We start from the raw sequence: 22,982 nt of genomic DNA on the forward strand, positions 1-22,982 counted from the left end.
GGCTCATGATTTGCGGATGTTCAGTTCGTCAAAGAACTGGTAACCGACGTTGCGAATGGCTTCGATGACAGCGCCTTCGGCGCCCGCTTCGTGCAGCTTTTTGCGCAGGCGCACCATGCGCACCTGGATGTTGGATTTCTGCTCGTCACTCAGCACGATGCCCATGCATTGCGCGACTTGCTCGAACGCCAGCCGCGCATCGGACGACTGCGCAAAGGCTTGGAGCAAAGTGGCTTCAGTCGCCGTGAGGCGGACGGTACCGGCAGGGCCGGTCAGATCGAGTTTGTAAAGTGAGAGCACAGCATGCTGACGAATTTGTAGATGCTGGTGATTAAAGAAAAAGAACCGACAGAAACCTTTCAAATGCTTTCAATTTGCTAAATTTGCCAACATAAACTGGCAAATTGAAGGTTTATGAAGGAAATTAAAGGATTAAGAAGGCATTCTCTTTTGTGGGATCGGCGCCCTCGCCGCGAAGAAGTCGTTGCGAACTGCGTCGCATCAAGTCCAACAGGGTCTCCACCCTATCAATTTGAATTATTTGGAGCTACAAATTGATTTGACCAACCCTTACTCCAAAGCTCACGGGTTGGAAAATGGAATCACTCAAAAATAGCACCTGGTGCTACACTAAAGATGTCAGCACTTCAAAACAAACCCAGAGCATTCAAGACCAAAAGGTTCAGTAAAACTGCAGGGGATGCACTGATCTCCGACCTGGATTTATGCACTGCAGTCAAGGAAGTGATGGCAGGGCAAGCCGATGATCTTGGTGGCGGTGTCTACAAAAAAAGAATCAACAAGAATGAGCATCGCTCTGTCTTGTTGGCCAAGGGTGGCAAGTTATGGATTTACCAGCATCTGTTTGCGAAAAAGGATACGGCCAACATTTCACAAGTGGAGTTGCAGACATTCAAACAACTCGCCAAAGTCTATGAAAAGTTGAGTACAGAACAGTTAACCCATTTGATCGATTCAAAAGATTTGCAGGAGATTTGCAATGAGCAAGAAAAAATTCAAAAGTGATGTGATGCAGTCCATCCATGAGTCTGCATCAGCCTTGCACAAAGTCGGTGCCATTGACAAGGCCACGATGAAGGCTTTTGATGTTTCTTGCATTGCGCAGACGCCACAGCTTGAAGCAGCGCAGATCAAAAAAATCAGAGAGCGTGTCAAGGTCAGTCAACCCGTTTTCGCCATCTATCTCAACACCAGTGAATCCACCGTTCAGAAATGGGAAGCCGGGACCAAAAAACCCAGCGGTATGGCGCTGAAATTGCTCAACATCGTCAACAAACACGGCCTCACCGTACTGGCCTGAAGTGCAGGCGAAGCGCCTACAAATCAAACCATGACTTGCACCGGCACATTCAGCTGGTAGCCGATGCCGCGGATGGATTCAAGGCACAGCCCTTGTGCCCCCACTTGGCTGAGCTTTTTGCGCAGACGGGTGATGCGCACTTCGAGGCTGGTTTTGCTGACGTCGGCGCTGTCGAGGCCAAACAGTTCGAGCAGTTGCCAGTTTTCAAGTCGGCCTGAGGGCGCACGGGCCAAAGCGGTCAGCAGGTTTTCTTCGGCGGGCGTGAGGCGCACGCTGGCAACAGGCCCGTGCAACTCACGCTGTTGCAAGCGCAAACCACCGGAGGGCATGACGGTGTCGACCTGCTGAGCCTGACGGCGGCGGGCAAAGCTTTTGAGCGCGGCCGACAACTCGGCAAAGGGAACGGGCTTGGGCAAGTACCAGTCGGCCCCACTGTCGTAGCCCACCACTTTGTCTTGCAGGTCCGAGCGGGCAGAAATGATGACGATGCCCACCAGCGGGTGCACCTGGCGGATGCGGCGCGAGAGGCTGAAGCCGTCTTCGCCGGGCAGGTTCAGGTCAATCAAAAACACATCAGCAGCAGCGCCCCGAGCTTGGTCTTCGAGTTCTTCGGCACAACTGAGCGCGACCACCCGGTGGCCTTCGTCGCGCAGCGCGTCGGCGGTGAGTTCACGCAGATCGTCGTTGTCTTCAACGAGGACGATGCTCAGGTGGGCAGCCATAGTTCAAAGCAGATGTGGTTGTCGGTGAGCTGGTAGCGAAGTTCAGCACCAATTTGCTGAGCCAGATTGTGCGACAGAAACAAACCCAAACCCGTGCCAGACTGGCGCTGGGCTGCCGCGCTGCGGTAGTACTTGGCAAAGACCTTGTCAGCATCTGGCAGGCCAGCCACGCCGGGCGCGTTGCACACCTGCAGGCACCAGCCGCTGCGCCCATCTGCATGGTGCTGCGGCTGCAAGGTGACCTCGACAGGCTGCTGCGGATCGCCGTATTTGAGGGCATTTTCAAGGAGGTTGCTGGCGATGATTTGCACGCACTGCAAGTCGGTTTCGACGTGTGCAGCAGGCGCGATTTGCAGGGTCATTCGGCCCTCGGCCTGAGGGTTGTCTTGCACCCATTGCTGCAGTTGCCGAGCCAGGTCAAAACGCTGCGCTTGCGCTTCGAAAGGTCGCTCGACCAAGCGGTCGGTCTGCACGCAACGGTTGAGGATGGACTTCATGTTGTCGATGGCGCGGCCCACATAGCTTTGGGCCTTATCGGTCGCGGCGCGGTCCTTGAGCGCCAGGTCGATCACAGCCAAAGGCGTCTTGAGTTCGTGCATGAGCATGTTGAGCAGCTGCGATTGGTCTTGGCGACGACGGGTTTCGATGGCGAGTTGTTCCCGCGAGAGAAACAGGTGGTTGGCCTGTTCGCGGCGCAGGCGCTCCATCTGCCGCGAGCGCACGATGAGCAGCGAGGTCATGACCAAGCCCGACAGCAGGCCATAAAGAAGGACACCGTAGATGGAAATCAGAGTGCCCTGAATCAGGCCGAGACTAGGCATGATGCTCACGGCCAACAAGGAGACTGCCAGGCCGTAGTAAGCGACGATGGCCCACCTTGGCAGCAAATATCGACTCAATGCCAGTGACTCAGCGGGGGCTTGTGGGCGAATGAACACAGAGATCACAAACATGGACAGCATGCCCACGCCCACCAAGAGTGTGTTGAAGGGCAATGCCCAGTCGCTGCGGCCCGCCAGCATGAGCAACAGCACCAACAAAGATGCCGCCAGCCCCGTGCGCAGCACATAGCGGCCCCAGCGCGAGATGGCGTATTCGTGCAACAGCCGGTACTCGAACACGAAGGTCAGCGTGGTCGACAACAACAGGGCCCAGCTGTAGAAAAGATCCTGGTGCTGCGCAGACATCACGCCGTCAAACAGGATGCGGTGATAGCCTAAATAGCAAGCGGTGTAGACGAGCAAAACGCTCTGACGCAGGACAAAGACACCGTTGACCGGGTCACGGTCTTGCAGCCACGAGATGAACACCCACAGCAAACATGAGAAAAGAACCGCCAGCAAGGCTGAATAGGCCAGCCACAGGGCGTGTTCTTCGCGCAGCATTTCTCGTTGGGAGAGCGCTTCGACATGCATCAACTGCGTGCTGCTGGTGGAGAGCCGCAACCAGACATGGCGCGGGGCCTGGTGCGCCGGGATGACGAAGGCGTGGTTGAGCGATTCGAATTCGGTGGCCGCAAACGGTGTGCGGTCGCCCGTGGTGCGCGACGCCCTGCCCGGGTCCTGCTCTAGCGGGTCAAAAAGCGTGATCTGGTCGAGAAAAACCGGGCGAATGCGCAGCACCAGCTTGTCGGTGATGCCTGGCGCCACGCCATCAATCTTCAACCTGACCCACTGCACATTCCGGCTGAAGCCCTTGCTGAGCACACCTTTGTAGGGCGTATACGGGGCCGAGCGGGCCTGCTCAAAGCTGGCACTCCCCGTGGTGTCGGTCCAGAAGGATTTTTCCAGGATGTGGTCTTGCGCCCAGGCCGCCGTCGGCCCCCACACGGCAACAGCCCAAAAAAGCACACCCACCCAGCGCTGCAGCAAGGAACCCCAAGGGTGTTGAGTGGACATGTTTTCTTTTGGATTACAGGATTGAATGGACAACAAGAATGGTAACAATGTCGCCCTTGGTATAGGTCGCCTCGGTCAGTTCAGCCGGCTGCTGGCTTAAACTCAGCGACCATGAATACGCCCGCCCATCCCCGCCCAATTCGCAGCCAGTACGAAGACTTCATGCGCCACGTCTACACGACGGGTGTGCAAAAGGGCGACCGCACCGGCACCGGTACGCGCAGCGTATTTGGCCACCAGATGCGCTTTGACCTGAACGAGGGCTTTCCGCTGGTCACCACCAAAAAGGTGTTTTTGCGGGCCATCATTGTGGAGTTGCTGTGGTTTCTGCGCGGCGACAGCAATGTGAAGTGGCTGCAAGAGCGCGGCTGCACCATTTGGGATGAGTGGGCTCGCGAAGACGGCTCGCTCGGCCCGGTTTATGGCGTGCAGTGGCGCAGCTGGCCGACCCCAGGCGGCGGCCACATCGACCAGATGCAGCAGGTCATGGACACGCTCAAAAACAACCCGGACTCACGCCGCATCATCGTGAGCGCCTGGAACGTGGCCGAGCTCGACCAGATGGCGCTGATGCCCTGCCATGCATTCTTTCAGTTCTATGTGGCGCCGCCCCAAAAGGCGGGTGACAAACCCAAACTCAGCTGCCAGCTCTACCAGCGCAGCGCCGACATCTTTTTGGGCGTGCCCTTCAACATCGCCAGCTATGCCTTGCTGACCCACATGGTGGCACAGCAATGCGACATGGATGTGGGTGACTTCATCTGGACGGGTGGTGATTGCCACATTTACAGCAACCACCATGAGCAAGTCGAGCTGCAACTGAGCCGTACGCCCATGGCCTACCCCACGCTCAACATCAAACGCAAGCCAGCGTCGATCTTCGATTACGAATTTGAAGACTTCGAGGTCGTGGGCTACGAATGCCACCCTGCCATCAAAGCGCCTGTCGCTGTCTGAGGCGCGGATCGATGAAGCTGCACCTGATTTACGCCCGCTCCCGCAATGGCGTGATCGGCAAAGACAACCAGATGCCTTGGCACCTGCCCGAAGACCTGGCGCACTTCAAACGCGTCACCCTGGGCCAGCCGGTCATCATGGGCCGCAAGACTTGGGATTCGCTGCCTGCACGCTTTCGGCCGCTGCCCGGCCGCACCAACATCGTCATCACCCGTCAGGCCGAGTGGAGGGCCGATGGCGCATCGCGTGCGGCCTCCATCGAAGAGGCCATGCAGATGTGTGGCGATGTGCATGACGCTTGGATCATGGGCGGCGCCGAGATTTACCGCCAAGCCGAACCGCTGGCCAGCACGGCCGTCGTCACCGAGATCGACGCCGACTTTGATGGCGACGCGTTTGCACCCGAGCTGGGGGCGGCCTGGCAAGAGATTCAACGCGAACCGCATGTGGGGGCCAATGGCCTGCCTTTCAGCTTCGTCATTTACCAAAACCACCACACCCGCACGCCATGAAAATCGCCACATGGAATGTCAACTCGCTGTCGGTGCGACTGCCGCAAGTTTTGGACTGGTTGGCGGCGCAAAAAGAGTCGGGCGGCATTGACGTGCTGGCCTTGCAAGAACTCAAGCTGACCGACGACAAATTTCCCATCGCGGCTTTCCAAGAGGCGGGTTTCCATGCGCAGTGGTTTGGCCAAAAAACCTACAACGGCGTGGCCCTGATTTCTGCGGCCGAGGGAACCGAGGTGGTCAAAAACATCCCTGGCTTCGAAGACGACATGTCGCGCGTGATTGCGGCCACCTACCCCGATGGCCAAGGCGGCACCGTGCGGGTGATTGGCGCGTATTTCCCCAACGGTCAGGCTCCTGACAGCGACAAGTTTGTTTACAAAATGCGCTGGCTCGACGCCCTGCGCGATTGGGTGCAAAGCGAAATGACGCGCCACCCGCAACTGGTGCTCACAGGGGACTTCAACATCACCTTCGATGAACTCGACATGTGGGACCCAGTGGGCCTGAAGGACACCATCCATTGCACGGTGGCCGAGCGTGAAAAACTGCAAGCCTTGACCGATTTGGGACTGGCCGACAGCTTCAGGCTGTTTGAGCAGCCCGAAAAAAGCTACAGCTGGTGGGACTACCGCGAGTTTGCATTCCGGCGCAACCGAGGCTTGCGGATTGACCACATCTTGGTTTCAGCTGCGCTCAAAGCCAAGGCATCGGCTTGCGTGATCGACCGAACCCCACGCAAAAACGAACGGCCCAGTGATCACACACCCGTGGTGCTGACGCTGGGCGTGTAGGAGCCGCGCCCTTGGGGCGAATGTCTGCCCATATTGAAGCGCTTTCGCGGCGGGGGCGCCGCTCCTACAAAGTCAGACCGCCTGCGGCATCAAAAATTCGCGGCTGATGCGCCCGCCCAGCACGTTCACACGCTCCAAGAACTGGGTCAGGTAGGCGTGCAGGCCTGTGGCCAAAATTTCATCGATGCGGCCAAAGGCCAGCTCTGAGCGCAGACGCCCAGCATGGCGCAAGGTATCGCTCTCGCGGTCGTGCGACACCAACGCGAGGTTGGACACCACCTCGTTGAGGCTGGCATGCAGCGAACGCGGCATGTCCGGCCGCAAGATCAGCAACTCGGCCACGCGCTCCGGGCGGATCACATCGCGGTAAACCTTGCGGTAGACCTCAAAACCGCTGACGCTGCGCAAGATGGCGCTCCAGTGGTAGAAGTCGTATTCCTGCGCACTCTCGGTCTCAGGTGCGCCGTATTGCGGAGCCCCGAAAAAGTCGTTTTGCATGGCGTGGAACTTCACATCCACCAGCCGCGCGGTGTTGTCGGCCCGCTCCAAAAATGTGCCCATGCGCATGAAGTACAGCGACTCGTCCATCAGCATGGTGCCCACCGTCACGCCGCGTGACAGGTGCGAGCGGAACTTCACCCACTCAAAAAACTGGCCCGGATCGCGCTCGAACTCGCCGCTTTTGAGCATGCGGTTGACTTCGAGCCAGGTCTGATTTTGGGTTTCCCACACCTCGGTGGTCAGGGTGCCGCGCACTGCACGCGCGTTCTCACGGGCTGCTCGTAGGCAGGAGATGATCGACGAGGGGTTGTCTGCATCTTTCACCATGAACGCCATCACATCGCGTGGCGTGATGGTTTTGTAAAGCGCCAGGTACGAGGGCAGCAATTCGCTGATGGACAAAATGCCTTCCCAGCCAGCTTCAACTGCGGCGGCGGATTGCGGCAGCAAGGAGGTTTCGTAGCTCACATTGAGCATGCGGGCCGTGTTCTCGGCCCGCTCCATGTAGCGGGACATCCAGAAAAGGTGATCGGCGGTTCTTGAAAGCATGTGTGTTATCCCCTTTTCAGTCCTGCAAGATCCAGGTGTCTTTGGTGCCGCCGCCTTGTGACGAGTTCACCACCAAAGAGCCTTCTTTCAAAGCCACGCGGGTCAAGCCGCCGGGCACCATCTGCACCGTGCGGCCGCTCAGCACAAAGGGGCGCAGGTCGATGTGGCGCGGCGCGATGCCGCTGTCCACGTAAGTCGGGCAAGTGGACAAGCTGAGCGTGGGCTGCGCAATGTAGCCCTCGGGGTTGGCCAGCAGGGCACCGCGAAAGCGCTCGATTTCTTCCTTGGTGGAGGCCGGGCCCACCAGCATGCCGTAGCCGCCTGCGCCGTGCACTTCCTTGACCACGAGGTCTTTCAGGTTGGCCAGGGTGTATTGCAAGTCATCGGGCTTGCGGCATTGGAATGTGGGCACATTTTTGAGGATCGGCTCCTCGCCCAAATAGAACTTGATCATGTCGGGCACATAGGGGTAGATCGACTTGTCGTCGGCCACGCCTGTGCCCACAGCGTTGCAGATCGCCACATGCCCCGCCTTGTAAGCGTCCATCAGGCCCGCGCAGCCCAGCGTCGAGGTGGGGCGGAACACCTTGGGGTCCAAAAAGTCGTCGTCCACCCGGCGGTAGATCACGTCCACCCGTTTGGGGCCGCGTGTGGTGCGCATGTAGACGAACTTGTCTTTGACGAACAGGTCTTGCCCTTCCACCAGCTCCACGCCCATTTGCTGCGCCAAAAAGGCGTGTTCAAAATATGCGCTGTTGTACATACCGGGGGTGAGCACCACCACCGTCGGCTCGGCCGTGGTGGCGGGGCTGCTGGCGCGAAGGGTCTCCAGCAGCAAATCGGGGTAATGCGCGACCGGGGCCACGCGGTGCTGGCTGAACAGCTCGGGGAACAGCCGCATCATCATCTTGCGGTCTTCGAGCATGTAGCTCACGCCGCTGGGCACGCGCAGGTTGTCTTCGAGCACGTAGTACTCGCCCTTGCCTGCGCTGTCGGGCGCTCGCACGATGTCGATGCCGCTGATATGTGAATAGATGTTGTTGGGCACATCCACCCCCACCATCTCGGGGCGAAACTGCGCGTTGTTTTCGATCTGCTCACGCGGGATGATGCCCGCCCTCAAGATTTCTTGATCGTGGTACACGTCATGGATGAAGCGGTTGAGCGCGGTGACGCGCTGCACCAGCCCTGCCTCCATGCTTTTCCACTCTTGGGCGGCAATCACGCGGGGGATCAGGTCAAAAGGGATCAGGCGCTCGGTGCCCGAGCCGTCTTCGTCCTTGTCGCCGTAGACGGCAAAGGTGATGCCGACACGGCGAAAAATCATCTCGGCCTCTTCACGCCGTGCCGCCATGGTCTGTGGGGCTTGGCCCTGTAACCAGCGGGCGTAGGCCAGGTAGTGCTCTCGAACTTCTCCCTCTTGGCCCGGTGCAGGCAGGCGGCTGTACATTTCATCGAATTGGCGCATGACTCTTCACTCCTGAAACACTATTAGCAAGATATATACCCAAATCTGTTTTCAGTGGGGAATGCGGTGGTGCCAGTAGCGTTGGCGCAGCGTCCGCTCGCACTGGACCTGCTCAGGTGCGCTGCTGCGCCAAGTGGCTGCACCGCATCGGGGGCTGTCGGCCAGTGCGATGCTCAATGCTTGGTACCGGGCCACCACTTCGGGCGCCGGGTGCCCGTAGCGGTTGCGGTAACCGGCTTGCAACAAACCCCAGCGGGGCCTGAGTGCCTCCAAAAATGCCTGGGTTGATGACGTTTTGCTGCCGTGGTGGGGCACCAGCAACACATCGACCGGGCTGAGGCCTGACTGGACCAGCGCCAGCTCTTGCGCGGCCTCAATGTCACCAGCCAACAAGGCCGAGCCCTGAAGGCCGCCTTTTGTGCCTGGCACTTGACTGGCAATGCGCAGGACACAACTGACCTCATTGGGCTTGGGCATTTTGGACAAACTTTCTGGGGAAGGCTGTGGGTGCAGCACCTCAAAGCGCACGCCATCCCACTCCCAAACTTGCCCAGCCTGGCAGCGCGTCCAATCTGTCCGCAAGGCGTGCAAAGGGTGCGTGTCTTCCAGAGATGACCACAACGCCGCTTGTGGTTGCATGGCCAACACCGCCGCCGCGCCGCCTGTGTGGTCACTGTCACGGTGGCTGAGCATCAAGGTGTCGATGCGCTCACCCATCTGCGCCAGCAGGGGCACCAGCACCCTGTGCCCGGCGTCGCTCTCCGACGAGTAGCGCGGTCCGGCGTCGTACAGCAAACTGTGCGTGGCGGTGCGCACCAGCACCGCATTGCCTTGCCCCACGTCAGCGGCCAACAACTCAAAGGTACCGGGTGCTGGGCGTGGGTGCGTCCAGAACACAACAGGCCAAAACAAGGGCAAAACCGCCCATTTCCAGGAGCCCGGCCACCGCATCACGCCCACCCAAGCGCCAGCCAGCGCCAGCATGGCCAACCACCAAGGCGGCATGGCCACAGACACACTGGCCCAAGGCCATGCGGCCAGCCAAGCCAGCACCACAGCCATGGGTTGCAGGGCGCAAGACGCCCATTGCCATGCATCGGACCAAAGCACACCCAAGAGAGCCAAAGGGGTCACGACCAGGGTCACCCAGGGAATGGCCAACAAATTGGCCACCAAACCCACCACCGACACCTGTCCAAAAAACAAAAGCGTGAGCGGGGCCAAAGCCAAGGTGACCACCGCTTGTTCGCGCAGCAAAGCAGCCACGCGTTGCCAAACCCAAGAGCCCCAAATAGGGCCTTGGGATGCACCCCAACGGTGCCATGCGCCTATGCGCACCACATCGGTGCGAAACCCCGGGTTCAACATGACCGACTCGGTGGCTTGCTCCGCTCTGGGCGAGGAACCCGAGGCCATCAGCACCCCGACCGCCACAAAACTCAACCAAAACCCTGGTTGCAACAGGGCCCAAGGGTCCCAGGTGAGCACTACGGCACATGCCATCAACCACACCAGCGCACCATGCCACTGGCGGGCCGACAAGCGCAGCACAAGCACCACACACAGCATCAACAAGGTGCGCTGCGCGGGCACACCCCAGCCGCTGAACAGGGCATAAAAACCGGCCAGCAACAAGCCCGACACAGCCCCCACTTGGGGCGCAGGCCAGCGCAAAGCACCCTGAAAGCCCCACAGCGCCGAGCGCCGACAGCCCCAAGCCACCACGCCAGAGGCCAGCCAAGCAAACATGGTCACATGCAAGCCCGAAATGCTCATGAGATGGGACACCCCGGTGGCCCTGAAGACATCCCAATCGCTGCGGTCAATCGCCGCTTGGTCACCCGTGACAAGGGCCGCCACGATGCCTGCTCGCTTGGCGGCGTCAGCATCTGCGCCCGCGGGTGACAAATGCGCCAACAAGCGGTCGCGCACCGCCTGTCGCCAGCCTTCTATCGGGTGCGCCCAAGTGCTGCCCAAACGCAGAGGCGGCGGGTCTTTGCGGCCTGTGCGCACATAGCCTGCAGCGCGTATGCCCTGCTCCCACAGCCATAACTCGTAGTCAAATCCCCGTGGGTTCAAGTGCCCATGGGGCGCTTTCAGACGCACCCGCAAACGCCAACGCTCACCGGCCTTAACCGGCTCGGGCAAGGCGGAGGTGCTCCAGCCACTGTCGTGCATGCCGTCTTGCCCGTACCAACCCAAATACACCTGTGGCGGCAGGTCTGCGCCCAGCTGCAAAGGTTTTGCGGTCCCTTGCGCGTCCAAAGCCCAAGCTTGCTCAATGCGAAAGCGAAAGCGCCAACCCAAATCTTGCCGCTGGGGCATGGCTTGCACCACGCCCACCACATCCAGGTCTTGCCCTTCAAGCGCTGGAGCGATGGTGTGCGCCCGTGTCCAGGCGTGCAAACCCGTGGTGCAAAAAGCGGCAGCGGCCCAGACCAAACCCCATGCCAAAAGTCGTGCAGTCCTGACAGCCGTGTGCGATGGACGCCAGCATTTCAGGAAGCCAGCGCAAGCCACCACCGCCACTGAAACGCTGGCATAGGTCGCCAAAGGCCATAAATCGGCTTGTTGCAGCTGCAGCGCCACCCCCAAGCACCAGGCCAACAAGTTCCAAACCAGGTGACGGCCCCAGCCCATAGAGTTCATGTAAAGCCGCGCTGGGCCAAGGCCTGCGCTCCATTGGCCCACAGCGCCTTGAAGGCTCTGTCGGGACGCACGGCCCCTTTCCACACTGCGCACCCGCATGGTTTCATGACAGCCTCCCTGAAATGGCTGGTTTTTGTTTGGCTCTGGCGCTCTTGGAATTTCCGTCAACAGCCCGATTCCAAAGGGCGGCTGTGTGAATCTTGGCGCGTGTCTTGCTAGTTGTAACTGCCCAAGCTGCATTTGTCATGCGTGCAGCCCCTGTTGCGCTGAACGAGATATGTCGATACACGTTGCCCTGCACCACGTTACCCATTACGAATACGACCGCCCCGTGCAGCTCGGCCCGCAAGTCATTCGCCTGCGCCCTGCCCCACACAGTCGCAGCCGCATCCTGAGCTACAGCCTCAAGGTCGAACCCGCAGAGCATTTCATCAACTGGCAGCAAGACGCTTTTGCCAATTACCAGGCGCGTTTGGTTTTCCCCAAAAAGACCACCGCATTCAAGGTCACGGTCGACGTGGTCACCGAAATGGCCGTGTTCAACCCGTTTGATTTCTTTCTGGAGCCCTCGGCAGAAGAGGTGCCTTTCAAGTACGCCGACACCGTGCGGGAAGAGCTGCAGTCTTACCTGGACAAGGACCACAAAACCCCGCTGTTCAAAAAATACCTGGCCAGCATGGACCGAAAGCGCCAGCGCACCATCGACTTTTTGGTGCAGATCAACCAACGCTTGCACCAGGACATCCGTTACACCATCCGCATGGAGCCTGGTGTGCAAACGCCAGAAGAAACCCTGACCCTGAAAAGCGGTTCCTGCCGCGACTCGGCCTGGCTTTTGGTTCAGCTGTTTCGGCACATGAACATCGCTGCCCGCTTTGTTTCGGGTTACTTGATTCAATTGGCCCCGGACGTGAAATCACTCGATGGCCCCAGCGGCACCGAAGTGGACTTCACCGACCTTCACGCTTGGTGCGAGGTGTATTTGCCCGGCGCAGGTTGGGTGGGGCTGGACCCAACGTCTGGCCTGCTGGCCGGGGAAGGCCACATCCCGTTGGCCTGCACGCCCCAGCCGTCTGCGGCCGCGCCGATCGAAGGCCTGATGGACGAAGCCGAGGTCGAGTTTCACCATGAGATGAGCGTGACGCGCATCCATGAGTCACCGCGCGTCACCAAACCCTACAGCGACGCGCAATGGGCCGAGGTGCTGCGCTTAGGCGAAGAGGTGGACGCCCAATTGGTCGCAGATGATGTGCGCCTCACCATGGGTGGCGAGCCCACCTTTGTCTCCACTCAGGACCGCGATGGGGCCGAGTGGAACACCGACGCCTTGGGGCCAACGAAGCGCGGCCTGGCCACAGAGCTGGTGCACAAACTGCGCCAGCAATACGGCCAAGGCGGTTTTTTGCACTTTGGCCAAGGCAAGTGGTACCCGGGCGAGCAATTGCCACGCTGGGCGCTCAGCATCTACTGGCGGGCTGACGGCAAACCCTGCTGGCAAGACCCTGCCGTTCTTGCCGATGAACGCGAGCCCAGTCACTGCACCAGCGCCGACGCCAAACGCTTCATGCAAACCTTGACGGGGAGACTGGGGCTGTCCGACGACACCCTGCTGCCGGGTTATGAGGACACTTGGTATTACCTGTGGCGCGAGCGCCGATTGCCCGTCAACGTGGACCCGTTTGATGCCAAGCTGGACGACGAGATGGAGCGCAACCGTTTGCGCCGCATCTTCAGCCAAGGCTTGGACCAAGCAGTGGGTTATGTGCTGCCCATTCAAGCTGTCGAAGCGGCCTCGGCTGAACTGACGGGCACGCAGTGGCAAACCGGCCCTTGGTTTGTCCGGGAAGAACGGCTGTATTTGATGCCCGGCGATTCCCCCATGGGCTGGCGTTTGCCGCTGGACTCGCTGCCTTGGGCTGCGCCCACCGACCGCTGGCACCAAATCGAACAGGACCCTTTTGCCCCTCGAACAGCATTGCCTGCCGCCCCCATCACGCTGCAAGCGCGCCACGCCAGCGCAGCGGTGAAAGCCGCGCCTGTCAAATTCGAGTCCGACCCGTCTGTGGTGCGCACAGCGCTGTGCGTGGAGGTGCGGGACCCAAACCGCGCCAACGGCCCTCAAGTGGAAGCCGAGGCCATGGCCAAGGGTGAAAAGTCCGGTGTTCTGTATGTCTTCATGCCGCCGCTGGCGCGTCTGGAAGACTATCTGGCGCTGGTCAGCGAGGTCGAGGGCACCGCCCGTGAACTGGGTCTGAAAATCGTTTTGGAAGGCTACCCACCGCCGCGCGATCCAAGACTGAAACTCTTGCAAGTCACCCCTGACCCTGGCGTGATCGAGGTCAACATCCACCCGGCGCACAACTGGACCGAGCTGGTCGAGCACACCGAGTTTTTGTACAAAGCCGCTTTCGAGACGCGCCTGTCGGCCGAGAAGTTCATGACCGATGGCCGCCACACCGGCACTGGCGGCGGCAACCACATGGTGATGGGCGGCGCCACACCCGCGGACAGCCCCTTTTTGCGCCGCCCCGAGCTGTTGGCCAGCCTGGTGCTTTACTGGCACAACCACCCGAGCTTGAGCTATTTGTTCAGCGGCATGTTCATCGGCCCGACCAGCCAAGCACCGCGTGTGGACGAGGCGCGCAACGACCAGGTGTATGAGCTGGAGATTGCGCTGCGCGAGATCACCCGCAACCGCAAAAAGTTTGGCACCGACATGGCCCCATGGATCGTGGACCGCACCCTGCGCAACATCCTGATTGATGTGACCGGCAACACCCACCGCAGCGAGTTCTGCATCGACAAGATGTATTCGCCCGACAGCAGCACCGGGCGTTTGGGCCTGCTGGAGTTGCGTGCTTTTGAGATGCCGCCGCACGAGCGCATGAGCATCGTGCAGCAACTGCTGCTGCGTGCATTGGTCGCCCGATTCTGGAATGCCCCGTATTCGGCGCCCGTTACGCGTTGGGGCACCGAGCTACACGACCGCTACATGCTGCCGCATTGGATCCACAAGGATTTTGACGACGTGCTCACCGAGTTGGGCGACGCAGGCTTTCGTTTTGACCCCAGCTGGTTCGCGCCGCATTTTGAGTTCCGCTTTCCGATGGTCGGGCAAATCCAGGTGGATGGCGCGGTGGTCACCTTACGCAACGCGCTGGAGCCCTGGCACGTCATGGGCGAAGAAAGCGGGGCCGGCGGCACCGCACGCTATGTGGATTCGTCGCTGGAGCGCATCGAAGTGCATGTAACGGGCATGAACCCTTCGCGCCACACCGTGACGGTGAACGGCCGCTCACTGCCCTTGCAACCCACTGGCGTGGTGGGCGAGTTTGTCGCCAGCGTGCGCTACAAGGCCTGGAACCCGCCGTCGTCGCTGCACCCGAGCATCGGTGTGCACGCCCCGCTGACGGTGGACTTGGTGGACACATGGATGAAGAGGTCTCTCGGCGGATGCCAATACCATGTGGTGCACCCCGGTGGCCGCAATTACGAGGGCTTCCCGGTCAACGCCTACGAGGCCGAGAGCCGACGCATGGCGCGGTTCTTCCGCATGGGCCACACACCCGGCACCATGAAACACCTGCCCACTCTGGCACCCAACGCCATGTTGCACGCGAGCCCTGAATTCCCGTACACGCTGGACTTGAGGCGCAGTGGATCAACGACAATGAGCTGATGAATGAGCATTCACCCCCAGTGACCGGCGCCAGCGAAGCCCAAGCCTTGACTTGGCTGTCGCTGCAGCAAGAGCGTGCGCCCGTCGGGCACTGGGACGAATTGCGAGGAAAAGCGACCCCTCTCAAGGCCCCATCATCCAGCGCTGAAGACCAAGCCATCAGTGCCGCTTGGCAGCGTTTCATCGATCCGCTGGACAAGGCCTCCAAGGCACGCGAAGTTGACCTCAACAGCCGCATGACCAATTTGCAGCGGCAAGTGCGTGACAACGGCATCACTTACAACGTGTATGCCGCCGCTGACCAGCCTCAGCGCCCTTGGTCGCTCGACTTGTTTCCGCTCATGCTGGACCACCGTGACTGGCAGCAGATCGAGGCGGGCGTGATGCAGCGCATGCAATTGCTCGAACGCATCATGGCCGACGCTTATGGGCCTCAACAACTGGTGCTGCAAGGCCAATTACCTGCCGCCTTGGTGCAAGGCCACCCCGCTTATTTACCGGCCATGCACGGCGTGGCACCGGTAGGTGGGCGGTATTTGTCCTTGGCCGCATTTGATTTGGCGCGTGGACCCGACGGCCTGTGGTGGCTGCTTTCTCAGCGCACCCAAGCCCCCTCGGGTTTGGGCTATTTGCTTGAAAACCGACAAATTGTGTCGCGCCAGTTCCCGCAAGCCTTTGAAGCCTTGCCGGTTCAGCGCCTGGCAGAGACCTACCGTACGCTGATCGACGGCATCAAAGCCCGAAGCCCTGCGGGTTCGTCGGCCCACATTGCGCTGCTCACGCCAGGCCCCTACAACGAAACCTATTTTGAGCACGCTTATCTGGCCCGCTACTTGGGCCTGAGCTTGGTGCAGGGCAACGATTTGACGGTGCGCGATGAAAAGCTGTACCTCAAAACCCTGCAAGGCCTGAAACCTGTGCATGGCTTGCTCAAACGCGTGGACGACGATTGGATTGACCCCTTGGAATTGCGGGCCGAATCCACCTTGGGCGTGCCCGGCCTGCTGCAAGCAGTGCGCAGCGGCAATGTGTTGGTGGCCAATACGCCCGGCTCAGGTTTTTTGGAATCCAATGCGCTGCTGGGATTCATGCCTGCGCTTTCGCGTGCGCTGCTGGGACAAGAATTGCAACTGCCCGCCATCCCCAGTTGGTGGTGTGGCGAAGCAGCAGCGCTGCAAGATGTGCTGCCGCGCATCCAAAGCTGCGTGATCAAGCCCACCTACCCCTACAACACCGATCGCCACAGTTTTGAGCCGGTCCTGGGCCACAGTCTGTCTCGCCAAGAGCAAAATGAATGGGCTGGCCGCATTTTGCGCGACCCCGATGCGCACACCCTGCAGTCTTGGTTGCCCCTGTCACACCAGCCGACTTGGCAGACCCAGCCCAATGGCTCGTCCTGCATCCAGTCCCGACCTGTGGTCCTGCGCGTCTTTGCGGTCACCGATGCGCAAGGCGGCTGGCAAGTCTTGCCCGGCGGTCTGGCCCGGCTGGGCACCCGCGAAGGCATTGCCTCGATGCAGCGTGGCGGCAGCAGCGCCGACGTATGGGTGCAAAGCCCAGCCGCTAAAGCTTTGAAGCCAACGAGCACAGGCGGACAATCACAGTCCCAATCACAGTCGTCAACCTCTGTATCCCCTCACAGCCCCAGTCCCAACACCAGTTCCATCCCGGCCGCCAGTGACGCCACGGCCCAGCGCCAGCGCTTGGTGACGAGCCGCGCTGCAGAAAATTTGTTCTGGATGGGCCGCTACACCGAACGCACCGAAAACACCTTGCGCTTGGTGCGGCTGAGCCTGGAAATCCTGAGCGGAGAAAACCAGAACCAGCCCTGTTTGCTGAACTTCATCACCCGCATGGCCACGCGCCACGGCTTGGTGCGAGCCGGCGTACCCGCAGCAGGGCAAGCGCACCGGGTTTTTGAGCGCTCCATGATCTCGGGTTTGTGGGACCAAGAACTGGCCACCAGCGTGGGCTTCAATTTGCGCTCTGTCCGGCTGGCGGCCGCCTCGGTACGTGAACGCCTCTCGCCCGAACACTGGCGCTTGCTGGAACAAGCCGAATCCCGGTTTTTCAAGCCCAGCGAAGACCCCATGGGCCCGAAAAAGTCCACGGCTGGGTTGGACACCGTGACCGTGCAACGCCTGCTGGCCGACACCAGCCAGATGTTGGCCGCCCTCACGGGCGCCCAAACCGACCGCATGAGCCGCGACGACGGCTGGCGTTTGCTCTCGATTGGCCGCCACATTGAACGCCTGGCCTTTTTGTCGGACGCCATGGCTGAAGCCGTGCGGCTGGATCTGATCGCCGAGCAAGCTGGCTTCGATGCCGTGCTCGATCTGTTTGACAGCACCATCAGTTTCCATGCCCAGCACCAACAAAGCCGCACCCCGCAAGCCCTGATGGAACTGCTGGTGACCGACCCGGACAACCCGCGTTCGCTCGGTTGGGTGGCGCACACCTTGCGTGGACGTTTGCGCCGCATGGGCACCCTGGCCGATGGCGCCACCTTGGCTTTGGCCGAAGGCGTGCCCCAATTGATTGGCATGCCCCCCGAGTCGCTGTGGCCCTACCCAAGCCCAAACCCCAGCTCCGACAGCTCAACCCCATTGCCTTTGCTGGCCACCCTCACCCATTGCCAAAACGCGGCCCGTGAAGTCTCGGACCATTTGTGTGGTTTGTTTTTCACGCACAGCGGCGAAGCCCGCTACAGCGTGAGTGCTTGAAAAAACACCCCATGCGCTTGGCCATCACCCACGACACCCGTTACCGCTACAGCCCTGCTGTGCAAACCGCGCAGCATGTGGCCCATCTGCAAGCGGCTGACACACCCTGCCAAAAGATTCTTCGCCACTGGATGCAGGTGGAGCCAAACACCACGGTGCAACACAACATCGACGCATTTCTGAACCACCGTGCCTATTGGGCCCTGACGAACCCGCACGAGGGTTTGCTGGTGCGGGCCTACAGCGAAATCGAAACCCGTCCCACCGAAGCGGCGCCCCCCAGCCAAAGCTGGGAGGCCGTGCGCGAGCATTTTCGTTACCGAGGGGGTGATGCGGGTGATGTACACAGCGGTTTCGTGTTCGGGTCGCATCATGCGCCGGTACACGAAGCGTTTTTGGCCTATGCCCAAAGCAGCTTCACGCCTGGCCGACCTTTGGTGCAAGCGGCGCAAGAACTCACGGCGCGCATGCACAGCGACTTTCGCTACGAGTCGGCCAGCACCGACATCAACACCCCAGCCCTCGAAGCCTTGCAAAACCAACGCGGTGTGTGCCAAGACTTCGCCCACATCTTGCTGGCCTGCCTGCGCTCTCTGGGCTTGCCTGCCCGTTACGTGAGCGGCTACCTGCTGACCCAGCCTCCCCCCGGCCAGCCTCGGTTGGTTGGCAGTGATGCCACGCATGCCTGGGCATCGGTGTACCTGCCTGAGTTGGCCACCCACGCCTGTCAAGGCTGGCTGGATCTGGACCCGACCAACAACCGCACCGGTTGGTCCAGCCCTGGCGAAGATTACGTGCGACTGGCTGTGGGGCGTGACTTCGCCGACGTGTCGCCGCTGCGCGGTGTGCTTCAAGGTGGCGGCGCCCACACGCTGGAAGTTGGCGTTACAGTGGAGCCTCTTTTGACCCCGGAGGACCCTGACCATGAGCGTTTACGACACCCTGAAATCCCTGAACATTGAGCTGCCACCTGTGGCTGTGCCCGCAGCGGCTTATGTACCTTTTGTGCAAACAGGCAACTTGGTTTTCTTGTCGGGCCACATCGCCAAAAAAGACGGCAAAGTCTGGGCCGGCCAACTGGGCAAAAACATCAGCACCGCCGAAGGCCAGCAAGCCGCTCGCGCCGTGGCGATTGACCTGATGGGCACCCTGCACGCCGCAGTCGGCGACCTGAACAAGGTCAAGCGCATCGTCAAGGTGATGAGCCTGGTCAATTCGACGGGCGACTTCACCGAGCAACACTTGGTGACCAACGGCTGCAGCGAATTGCTGGGCCAGGTTTTTGGCCCACAAGTCGGTGCCCATGCCCGCAGTGCTTTTGGCGTCGCCCAAGTCCCGATGGGTGCCTGCGTCGAGATCGAATTGATCGCCGAGATCGGCTGAATTTCACTTTACCCACCGGAGACACCCATGCACATTTCCATGTCCACCGCCTGCCTGCCCGTCTGCGCCCGCATGCTCACCAACCTCAGCCACATCTTGGCCAAGGCCGAGCAGTTTGTCGAAACCAAGAAGATTGACCCCACGGCGCTGACCACTTACCGCCTCGCGCCTGACATGTTTCCGTTCACGCGCCAAGTGCTGATTTCTTGCGACGCCGTCAAGAATGGCGTGGCCCGCCTGTCCGGCGTGGAAGCGCCCAAGTTCGACGACACCGAAACCACCTTCGCCCAGTTGCAAGAGCGCATCCAGAAAACGCTGGCCTACATCGCCACTGTCCCCGCTGCAGCCATCGACGGCACCGAGGACAAAGAAATCACTTTCCCCGCTGGTCCGGGTAAAACCCGCACCCTCAAAGGCCAGGACTACCTGACCGGCTGGATGCTGCCCAATATGTACTTCCACATCACCACGGCCTACACCATCCTGCGCCACAACGGTGTGGAAGTGGGCAAGATCGATTACCTGCTGGGTGCCCAGGGCTGAATAGGCTCTGGGTTGGGCCTCAATTCAATGAGCCCACCCAGTTCTCCACCATCAAGCCCGGCACGCGGGCGAACTCGGACAGGTTGTTGGTCACCACCACCAGCCCTTCACTGCGGGCGTGGGCTGCGATGTGCAAATCGTTGACCCCAATGGTCTGCCCCGTTTTTTCCAGGTCACTTCGAATAGCGCCGTAATGTTGCGAAGCTTTGGCGGTGTAAGGCAGCACCTCCAGCAAGCTGGCGAACTCTTCGATCACTTCCAGGTTCTGTGAGACCTTGGCGCTTTTTTCAGCACCGTGGTGAAGCTCCGACAAAGTGATCGCCGAAATCGCCATGCGACCGGCGTTGGCATTGAACTGAGCCAAGACTTCCAAAGGGCGACGCTTGAGCACGTAGATCACGATATTCGTGTCGAGCAGGTACTTCAACATCAGAGCGACTCACGCTCAGGCTGAGTTTGCGTGGCACGTTCTGGCAAAAAGTCTTCACTGACCTGGGGGCCATTCAAGAAGAATTGGTCCCATGAATGCCCGACTGGCGAGATGATCCGATCGGCACCTCGGGCACGCACCTCCACCTTTTTGACGTCATCAGGCAAGCGCAAATCCGCAGGCAGTCGTATGGCTTGCGAACGGTTGTTGGTGAAGACGGTGGTGATGGTCATGGCAGCCTCCTTTTGGGATATGCCAACAGTATATGGCAGCATCAAAAAATCCCCAAACCCCGTGACCAAAGCTGTGGACAAGTGCAGGGACAAGCCGCCAAAGCCCGGCCCCACAAGGGCTAGCCGGGTGTGCTTAAAAAAGCATCACTGCGCCCTGATGACAGCGCACAGATCACTCCACCCGCGTCACGCGGTTGGGCTTGAAGCCCAGATCGGCCACTTTGCCCTTCTTGGCGCGGGCCACTTTGGCGTTGTTCAAGCTGCGGATTTCCAGCGTTTCTTCGCGCTCTTTGCCACCCCGGCCGATGCCTTCGATCTTGATGCTGCGGGTGTAGGCCGCAGCACCGGCCAAGGTGTCTTTGGCTTCGAGGTCAATCAGCATCAGGCCCCGGCCGCCTTTTTCCATGGTTTTGAGTTCGCTGATCTCAAACGTCAACACCCGTCCGCCCGTGCTAGCACAGCAGACGCTGGTGGCGTTGGGCATGGGCTGTTTGTCGGCAGGTACGGTGGCGCTGGAGCCACTCACATGGCTGGGGGCGCAGACGGTTTCGCCGTCGCCCAAGCTGATGAAGGCCTTACCCGCTTTGTTGCGCGAGATCATGTTCTCGACCGAGGCCATGAAACCATAACCGCCTGAGCCGCTGAGCAGCAGCGTGGCGTTGGCCGGGCCTGCAAAGTAGTGCGCAATTTGTGTGGTGGGCTCCAGCTCGATCAGCGTGGTGACCGGCTGGCCGTCGCCGCGTGCGCCGGGCAGTGTGGCCACGGGCACGCTGTAAATGCGGCCGTTGCTGCCGAAGATCAGCAGGGTGTCCACCGTGCGGCACTCGAAGGTGCCATACAAAACGTCGCCCGCCTTGAAGGCAAAACTCGTGGCGTCGTGTCCGTGGCCCGTGCGAGCTCGCACCCAGCCTTTTTCCGAGACAACCACCGTCACGGGTTCGTCCACCACCTTGACCTCGGCCACGGCTTTTTTCTCTTCCTGAATCAGCGTGCGGCGAGGGTCGGCAAAGGTCTTGGCATCCTGTTCGATCTCTTTGATCATCAGGCGGCGCAACGCAGCGGGGCTGCCCAAAATCTCTTCAAGCTTGCCCTGCTCTTCGCGCAACTCGCTCAGCTCTTGCTCGATCTTGATGGCTTCAAGACGGGCCAGTTGGCGCAGGCGAATCTCAAGAATGTCTTCGGCTTGGCGGTCGCTGAGCTTGAAGGCTTCGATCAGCGCGGGCTTGGGCTCGTCGCTGTGGCGGATGATGCGGATCACCTCGTCGATGTTGAGCAAGACCAGCTGGCGGCCTTCCAAGATATGGATGCGGTCCAGCACTTTGTTCAGGCGGTGCTGGCTGCGCCGGGTGATGGTGGTCTGGCGGAAGCTGATCCACTCCACCAACATCTGGCGCAGCGACTTTTGAATCGGCTTGCCGTCGATGCCGACCGAGGTCATGTTGATCGGTGCAGACGTTTCCAAGCTGGTGTGCGCCAGCAAGGCGGTGATGAGTTCTTGCTGTTCGATGCGGCTGGTTTTGGGCTCAAACACCAGGCGCACGGCAGCGTCTTTGCTCGATTCGTCGCGCACCACGTCGAGCACGGCCAGCATGCTGGCTTTGAGCAGCAGCTGGTCAGCGCTGAGCGCTTTTTTACCAGCCTTGACCTTGGGGTTGGTGAGCTCTTCGATCTCTTCGAGCACGCGCTGCGAACTGACGCCTTGCGGCAGTTCGGTCACCACCAATTGCCATTGGCCCCGAGCGAGTTCTTCGATCTTCCAGCGGGCGCGCACTTTGAGGCTGCCGCGACCGGTGCGGTAGGCGTCGGCAATGTCGCTGGCCGGGCTGATGATCTGTCCACCACCGGGGTAGTCGGGGCCGGGGATGATGGCCATCAACTCGCCGTCGCTCAGCTTGTCGTTGCGGATCAAGGCCACGCAGGCGTCGGCCACTTCGCGCAGGTTGTGGCTGGGAATTTCGGTGGCCAAGCCCACAGCAATGCCGCTGGCGCCGTTGAGCAGGCTGAAGGGCAAGCGGGCGGGCAGCTGGCGCGGCTCTTCAGTGGAGCCGTCGTAGTTGGGGATAAAGTCCACCGTGCCCATGTCGATCTCGTCGAGCAACAAGCTGGTGATGCGCGACAAGCGCGCCTCGGTGTAACGCATGGCGGCTGCGCCGTCGCCGTCGCGCGAGCCAAAGTTGCCTTGGCCATCGATCAGCGGGTAGCGCTGCGAAAAGTCTTGTGCCATGCGCACCAGCGCGTCATACGCCGCCGTGTCGCCGTGCGGGTGGTAGCGGCCCAGCACATCACCCACCACGCGGGCACTTTTGACAGGCTTGGCTGCGGTGTTGTTGTTGGGGCCGCTGTAGGACAAACCCATGCGGTCCATCGAATACAAAATGCGCCGCTGCACCGGCTTTTGGCCGTCACACACATCGGGCAAGGCGCGGCCTTTGACGACGGACAGCGCGTATTCCAAGTAGGCACGCTGGGCGTAGGCACCCAGGTGGTCACCTTCGGGCGCGGCGGTGGGTTCGGGGGTCAACAGGTCAGTGGTCATCAGGGTCTTTCTTTGCGGGAGCATTCCAACAGGCGAGGTGCCAGATCAAGGCATTCGCCCGCAGGGGCAGGCTCCCACAGGGGATTC

Annotated in this window: 19 protein-coding genes; 10 read left to right on the plus strand and 9 right to left on the minus strand. The window is 60.5% G+C overall.

The window, feature by feature from the left end; translation table 11 throughout:
* Positions 1-3: 3 nt before the first annotated feature.
* On the minus strand, positions 4-300 hold the full coding sequence (locus tag SWE17_RS06110) for a helix-turn-helix domain-containing protein (RefSeq protein ID WP_322992221.1): 297 nt from the start codon (positions 298-300) through the stop codon (positions 4-6).
* A 336-nt stretch (positions 301-636) separates the two neighbouring features.
* Between SWE17_RS06110 and SWE17_RS06115 the strand changes: the two genes are divergently transcribed.
* Entirely contained in the window at positions 637-1,026 is a 390-nt protein-coding gene (locus SWE17_RS06115) for a type II toxin-antitoxin system RelE/ParE family toxin (protein ID WP_322992222.1), read from the plus strand.
* Entirely contained in the window at positions 1,001-1,321 is a 321-nt protein-coding gene (locus SWE17_RS06120) for a DNA-binding transcriptional regulator (protein ID WP_322992223.1), read from the plus strand. The genes SWE17_RS06115 and SWE17_RS06120 overlap by 26 nt, the downstream gene beginning before the upstream one ends.
* A 23-nt stretch (positions 1,322-1,344) precedes the next feature.
* On the opposite strand, the gene SWE17_RS06125 is transcribed toward SWE17_RS06120, so the two are convergent.
* Both SWE17_RS06125 and SWE17_RS06130 read right to left on the minus strand, forming a co-directional pair.
* Entirely contained in the window at positions 1,345-2,043 is a 699-nt protein-coding gene (locus SWE17_RS06125; protein ID WP_322992224.1) for a response regulator transcription factor, read from the minus strand.
* Positions 2,028-3,941 (minus strand): 7TM-DISM domain-containing protein, encoded by a 1,914-nt coding sequence (locus tag SWE17_RS06130; RefSeq protein WP_322992225.1) that lies wholly within the window; start codon positions 3,939-3,941, stop codon positions 2,028-2,030. Before SWE17_RS06130 ends, SWE17_RS06125 begins: the two co-directional genes overlap by 16 nt.
* Positions 3,942-4,052: 111 nt before the next feature.
* Here SWE17_RS06130 and SWE17_RS06135 point away from each other — a divergent pair, with 111 nt between their 5' ends.
* From SWE17_RS06135 to xth, 3 genes are read left to right on the plus strand one after another with little or no spacing between them, the layout of a single operon-like run.
* Entirely contained in the window at positions 4,053-4,898 is an 846-nt protein-coding gene (locus SWE17_RS06135; RefSeq protein WP_322992226.1) for a thymidylate synthase, read from the plus strand.
* Between the two features lie 11 nt (positions 4,899-4,909).
* Positions 4,910-5,410, plus strand: coding sequence for a dihydrofolate reductase (locus SWE17_RS06140; protein WP_322992227.1), 501 nt, complete (start codon positions 4,910-4,912; stop codon positions 5,408-5,410).
* Complete coding sequence (gene xth, locus SWE17_RS06145) at positions 5,407-6,201, plus strand: exodeoxyribonuclease III (protein WP_322992228.1); 795 nt, start codon at positions 5,407-5,409, stop codon at positions 6,199-6,201. Before SWE17_RS06140 ends, xth begins: the two co-directional genes overlap by 4 nt.
* 72 nt (positions 6,202-6,273) lie before the next feature.
* Here the strand turns inward: xth and SWE17_RS06150 are convergent, their stop codons facing one another.
* Genes SWE17_RS06150 through SWE17_RS06160 form a run of 3 tightly spaced genes read right to left on the minus strand, consistent with a single transcriptional unit; the run spans position 6,274 to position 11,368 of the window.
* Positions 6,274-7,251, minus strand: coding sequence for an alpha-E domain-containing protein (locus tag SWE17_RS06150; protein WP_322992229.1), 978 nt, complete (start codon positions 7,249-7,251; stop codon positions 6,274-6,276).
* A gap of 16 nt (positions 7,252-7,267) precedes the next feature.
* Positions 7,268-8,719, minus strand: a complete 1,452-nt coding sequence (locus tag SWE17_RS06155) for a circularly permuted type 2 ATP-grasp protein (protein ID WP_322992230.1) — start codon at positions 8,717-8,719, stop codon at positions 7,268-7,270.
* Positions 8,720-8,770: 51 nt separating this feature from the next.
* The gene (locus SWE17_RS06160) at positions 8,771-11,368 is read right to left on the minus strand and encodes a DNA internalization-related competence protein ComEC/Rec2 (protein WP_322993959.1); all 2,598 of its coding nucleotides are present in this window, start codon (positions 11,366-11,368) and stop codon (positions 8,771-8,773) included.
* Positions 11,369-11,645: 277 nt separating this feature from the next.
* Between SWE17_RS06160 and SWE17_RS06165 the strand changes: the two genes are divergently transcribed.
* From SWE17_RS06165 to SWE17_RS06185, 5 genes are read left to right on the plus strand one after another with little or no spacing between them, the layout of a single operon-like run.
* Complete coding sequence (locus SWE17_RS06165) at positions 11,646-15,047, plus strand: transglutaminase family protein (RefSeq protein ID WP_322992232.1); 3,402 nt, start codon at positions 11,646-11,648, stop codon at positions 15,045-15,047.
* Complete coding sequence (locus SWE17_RS06170; RefSeq protein ID WP_322992233.1) at positions 15,047-17,770, plus strand: circularly permuted type 2 ATP-grasp protein; 2,724 nt, start codon at positions 15,047-15,049, stop codon at positions 17,768-17,770. The genes SWE17_RS06165 and SWE17_RS06170 overlap by 1 nt, the downstream gene beginning before the upstream one ends.
* Before the next feature lie 11 nt (positions 17,771-17,781).
* Positions 17,782-18,732, plus strand: a complete 951-nt coding sequence (locus SWE17_RS06175; RefSeq protein ID WP_322992234.1) for a transglutaminase family protein — start codon at positions 17,782-17,784, stop codon at positions 18,730-18,732.
* Positions 18,695-19,153: a RidA family protein gene (locus tag SWE17_RS06180; protein WP_322992235.1), complete on the plus strand. Its 459-nt coding sequence runs from the start codon at positions 18,695-18,697 to the stop codon at positions 19,151-19,153. Before SWE17_RS06175 ends, SWE17_RS06180 begins: the two co-directional genes overlap by 38 nt.
* 27 nt (positions 19,154-19,180) lie before the next feature.
* Positions 19,181-19,696 carry a DUF1993 domain-containing protein gene (locus SWE17_RS06185; RefSeq protein ID WP_322992236.1) on the plus strand — a complete coding sequence of 172 codons (516 nt, stop codon included), beginning with the start codon at positions 19,181-19,183 and terminating at the stop codon, positions 19,694-19,696.
* A gap of 19 nt (positions 19,697-19,715) precedes the next feature.
* Here the strand turns inward: SWE17_RS06185 and vapC are convergent, their stop codons facing one another.
* The 3 genes from vapC to parC all read right to left on the minus strand — a co-directional run bounded on the left by vapC (position 19,716) and on the right by parC (position 22,895).
* A complete protein-coding gene (vapC, locus tag SWE17_RS06190) occupies positions 19,716-20,126 on the minus strand; it encodes a type II toxin-antitoxin system tRNA(fMet)-specific endonuclease VapC (RefSeq protein WP_322992237.1) in 411 nt (136 codons plus the stop codon).
* Entirely contained in the window at positions 20,126-20,359 is a 234-nt protein-coding gene (gene vapB / locus SWE17_RS06195; RefSeq protein ID WP_322992238.1) for a type II toxin-antitoxin system VapB family antitoxin, read from the minus strand. Before vapB ends, vapC begins: the two co-directional genes overlap by 1 nt.
* A gap of 172 nt (positions 20,360-20,531) precedes the next feature.
* On the minus strand, positions 20,532-22,895 hold the full coding sequence (gene parC, locus SWE17_RS06200) for a DNA topoisomerase IV subunit A (RefSeq protein WP_322992239.1): 2,364 nt from the start codon (positions 22,893-22,895) through the stop codon (positions 20,532-20,534).
* Positions 22,896-22,982 lie beyond the last annotated feature (87 nt).

The organism is Limnohabitans sp. (assembly GCF_034680285.1).
Classification (GTDB): domain Bacteria; phylum Pseudomonadota; class Gammaproteobacteria; order Burkholderiales; family Burkholderiaceae_C; genus Limnohabitans_A.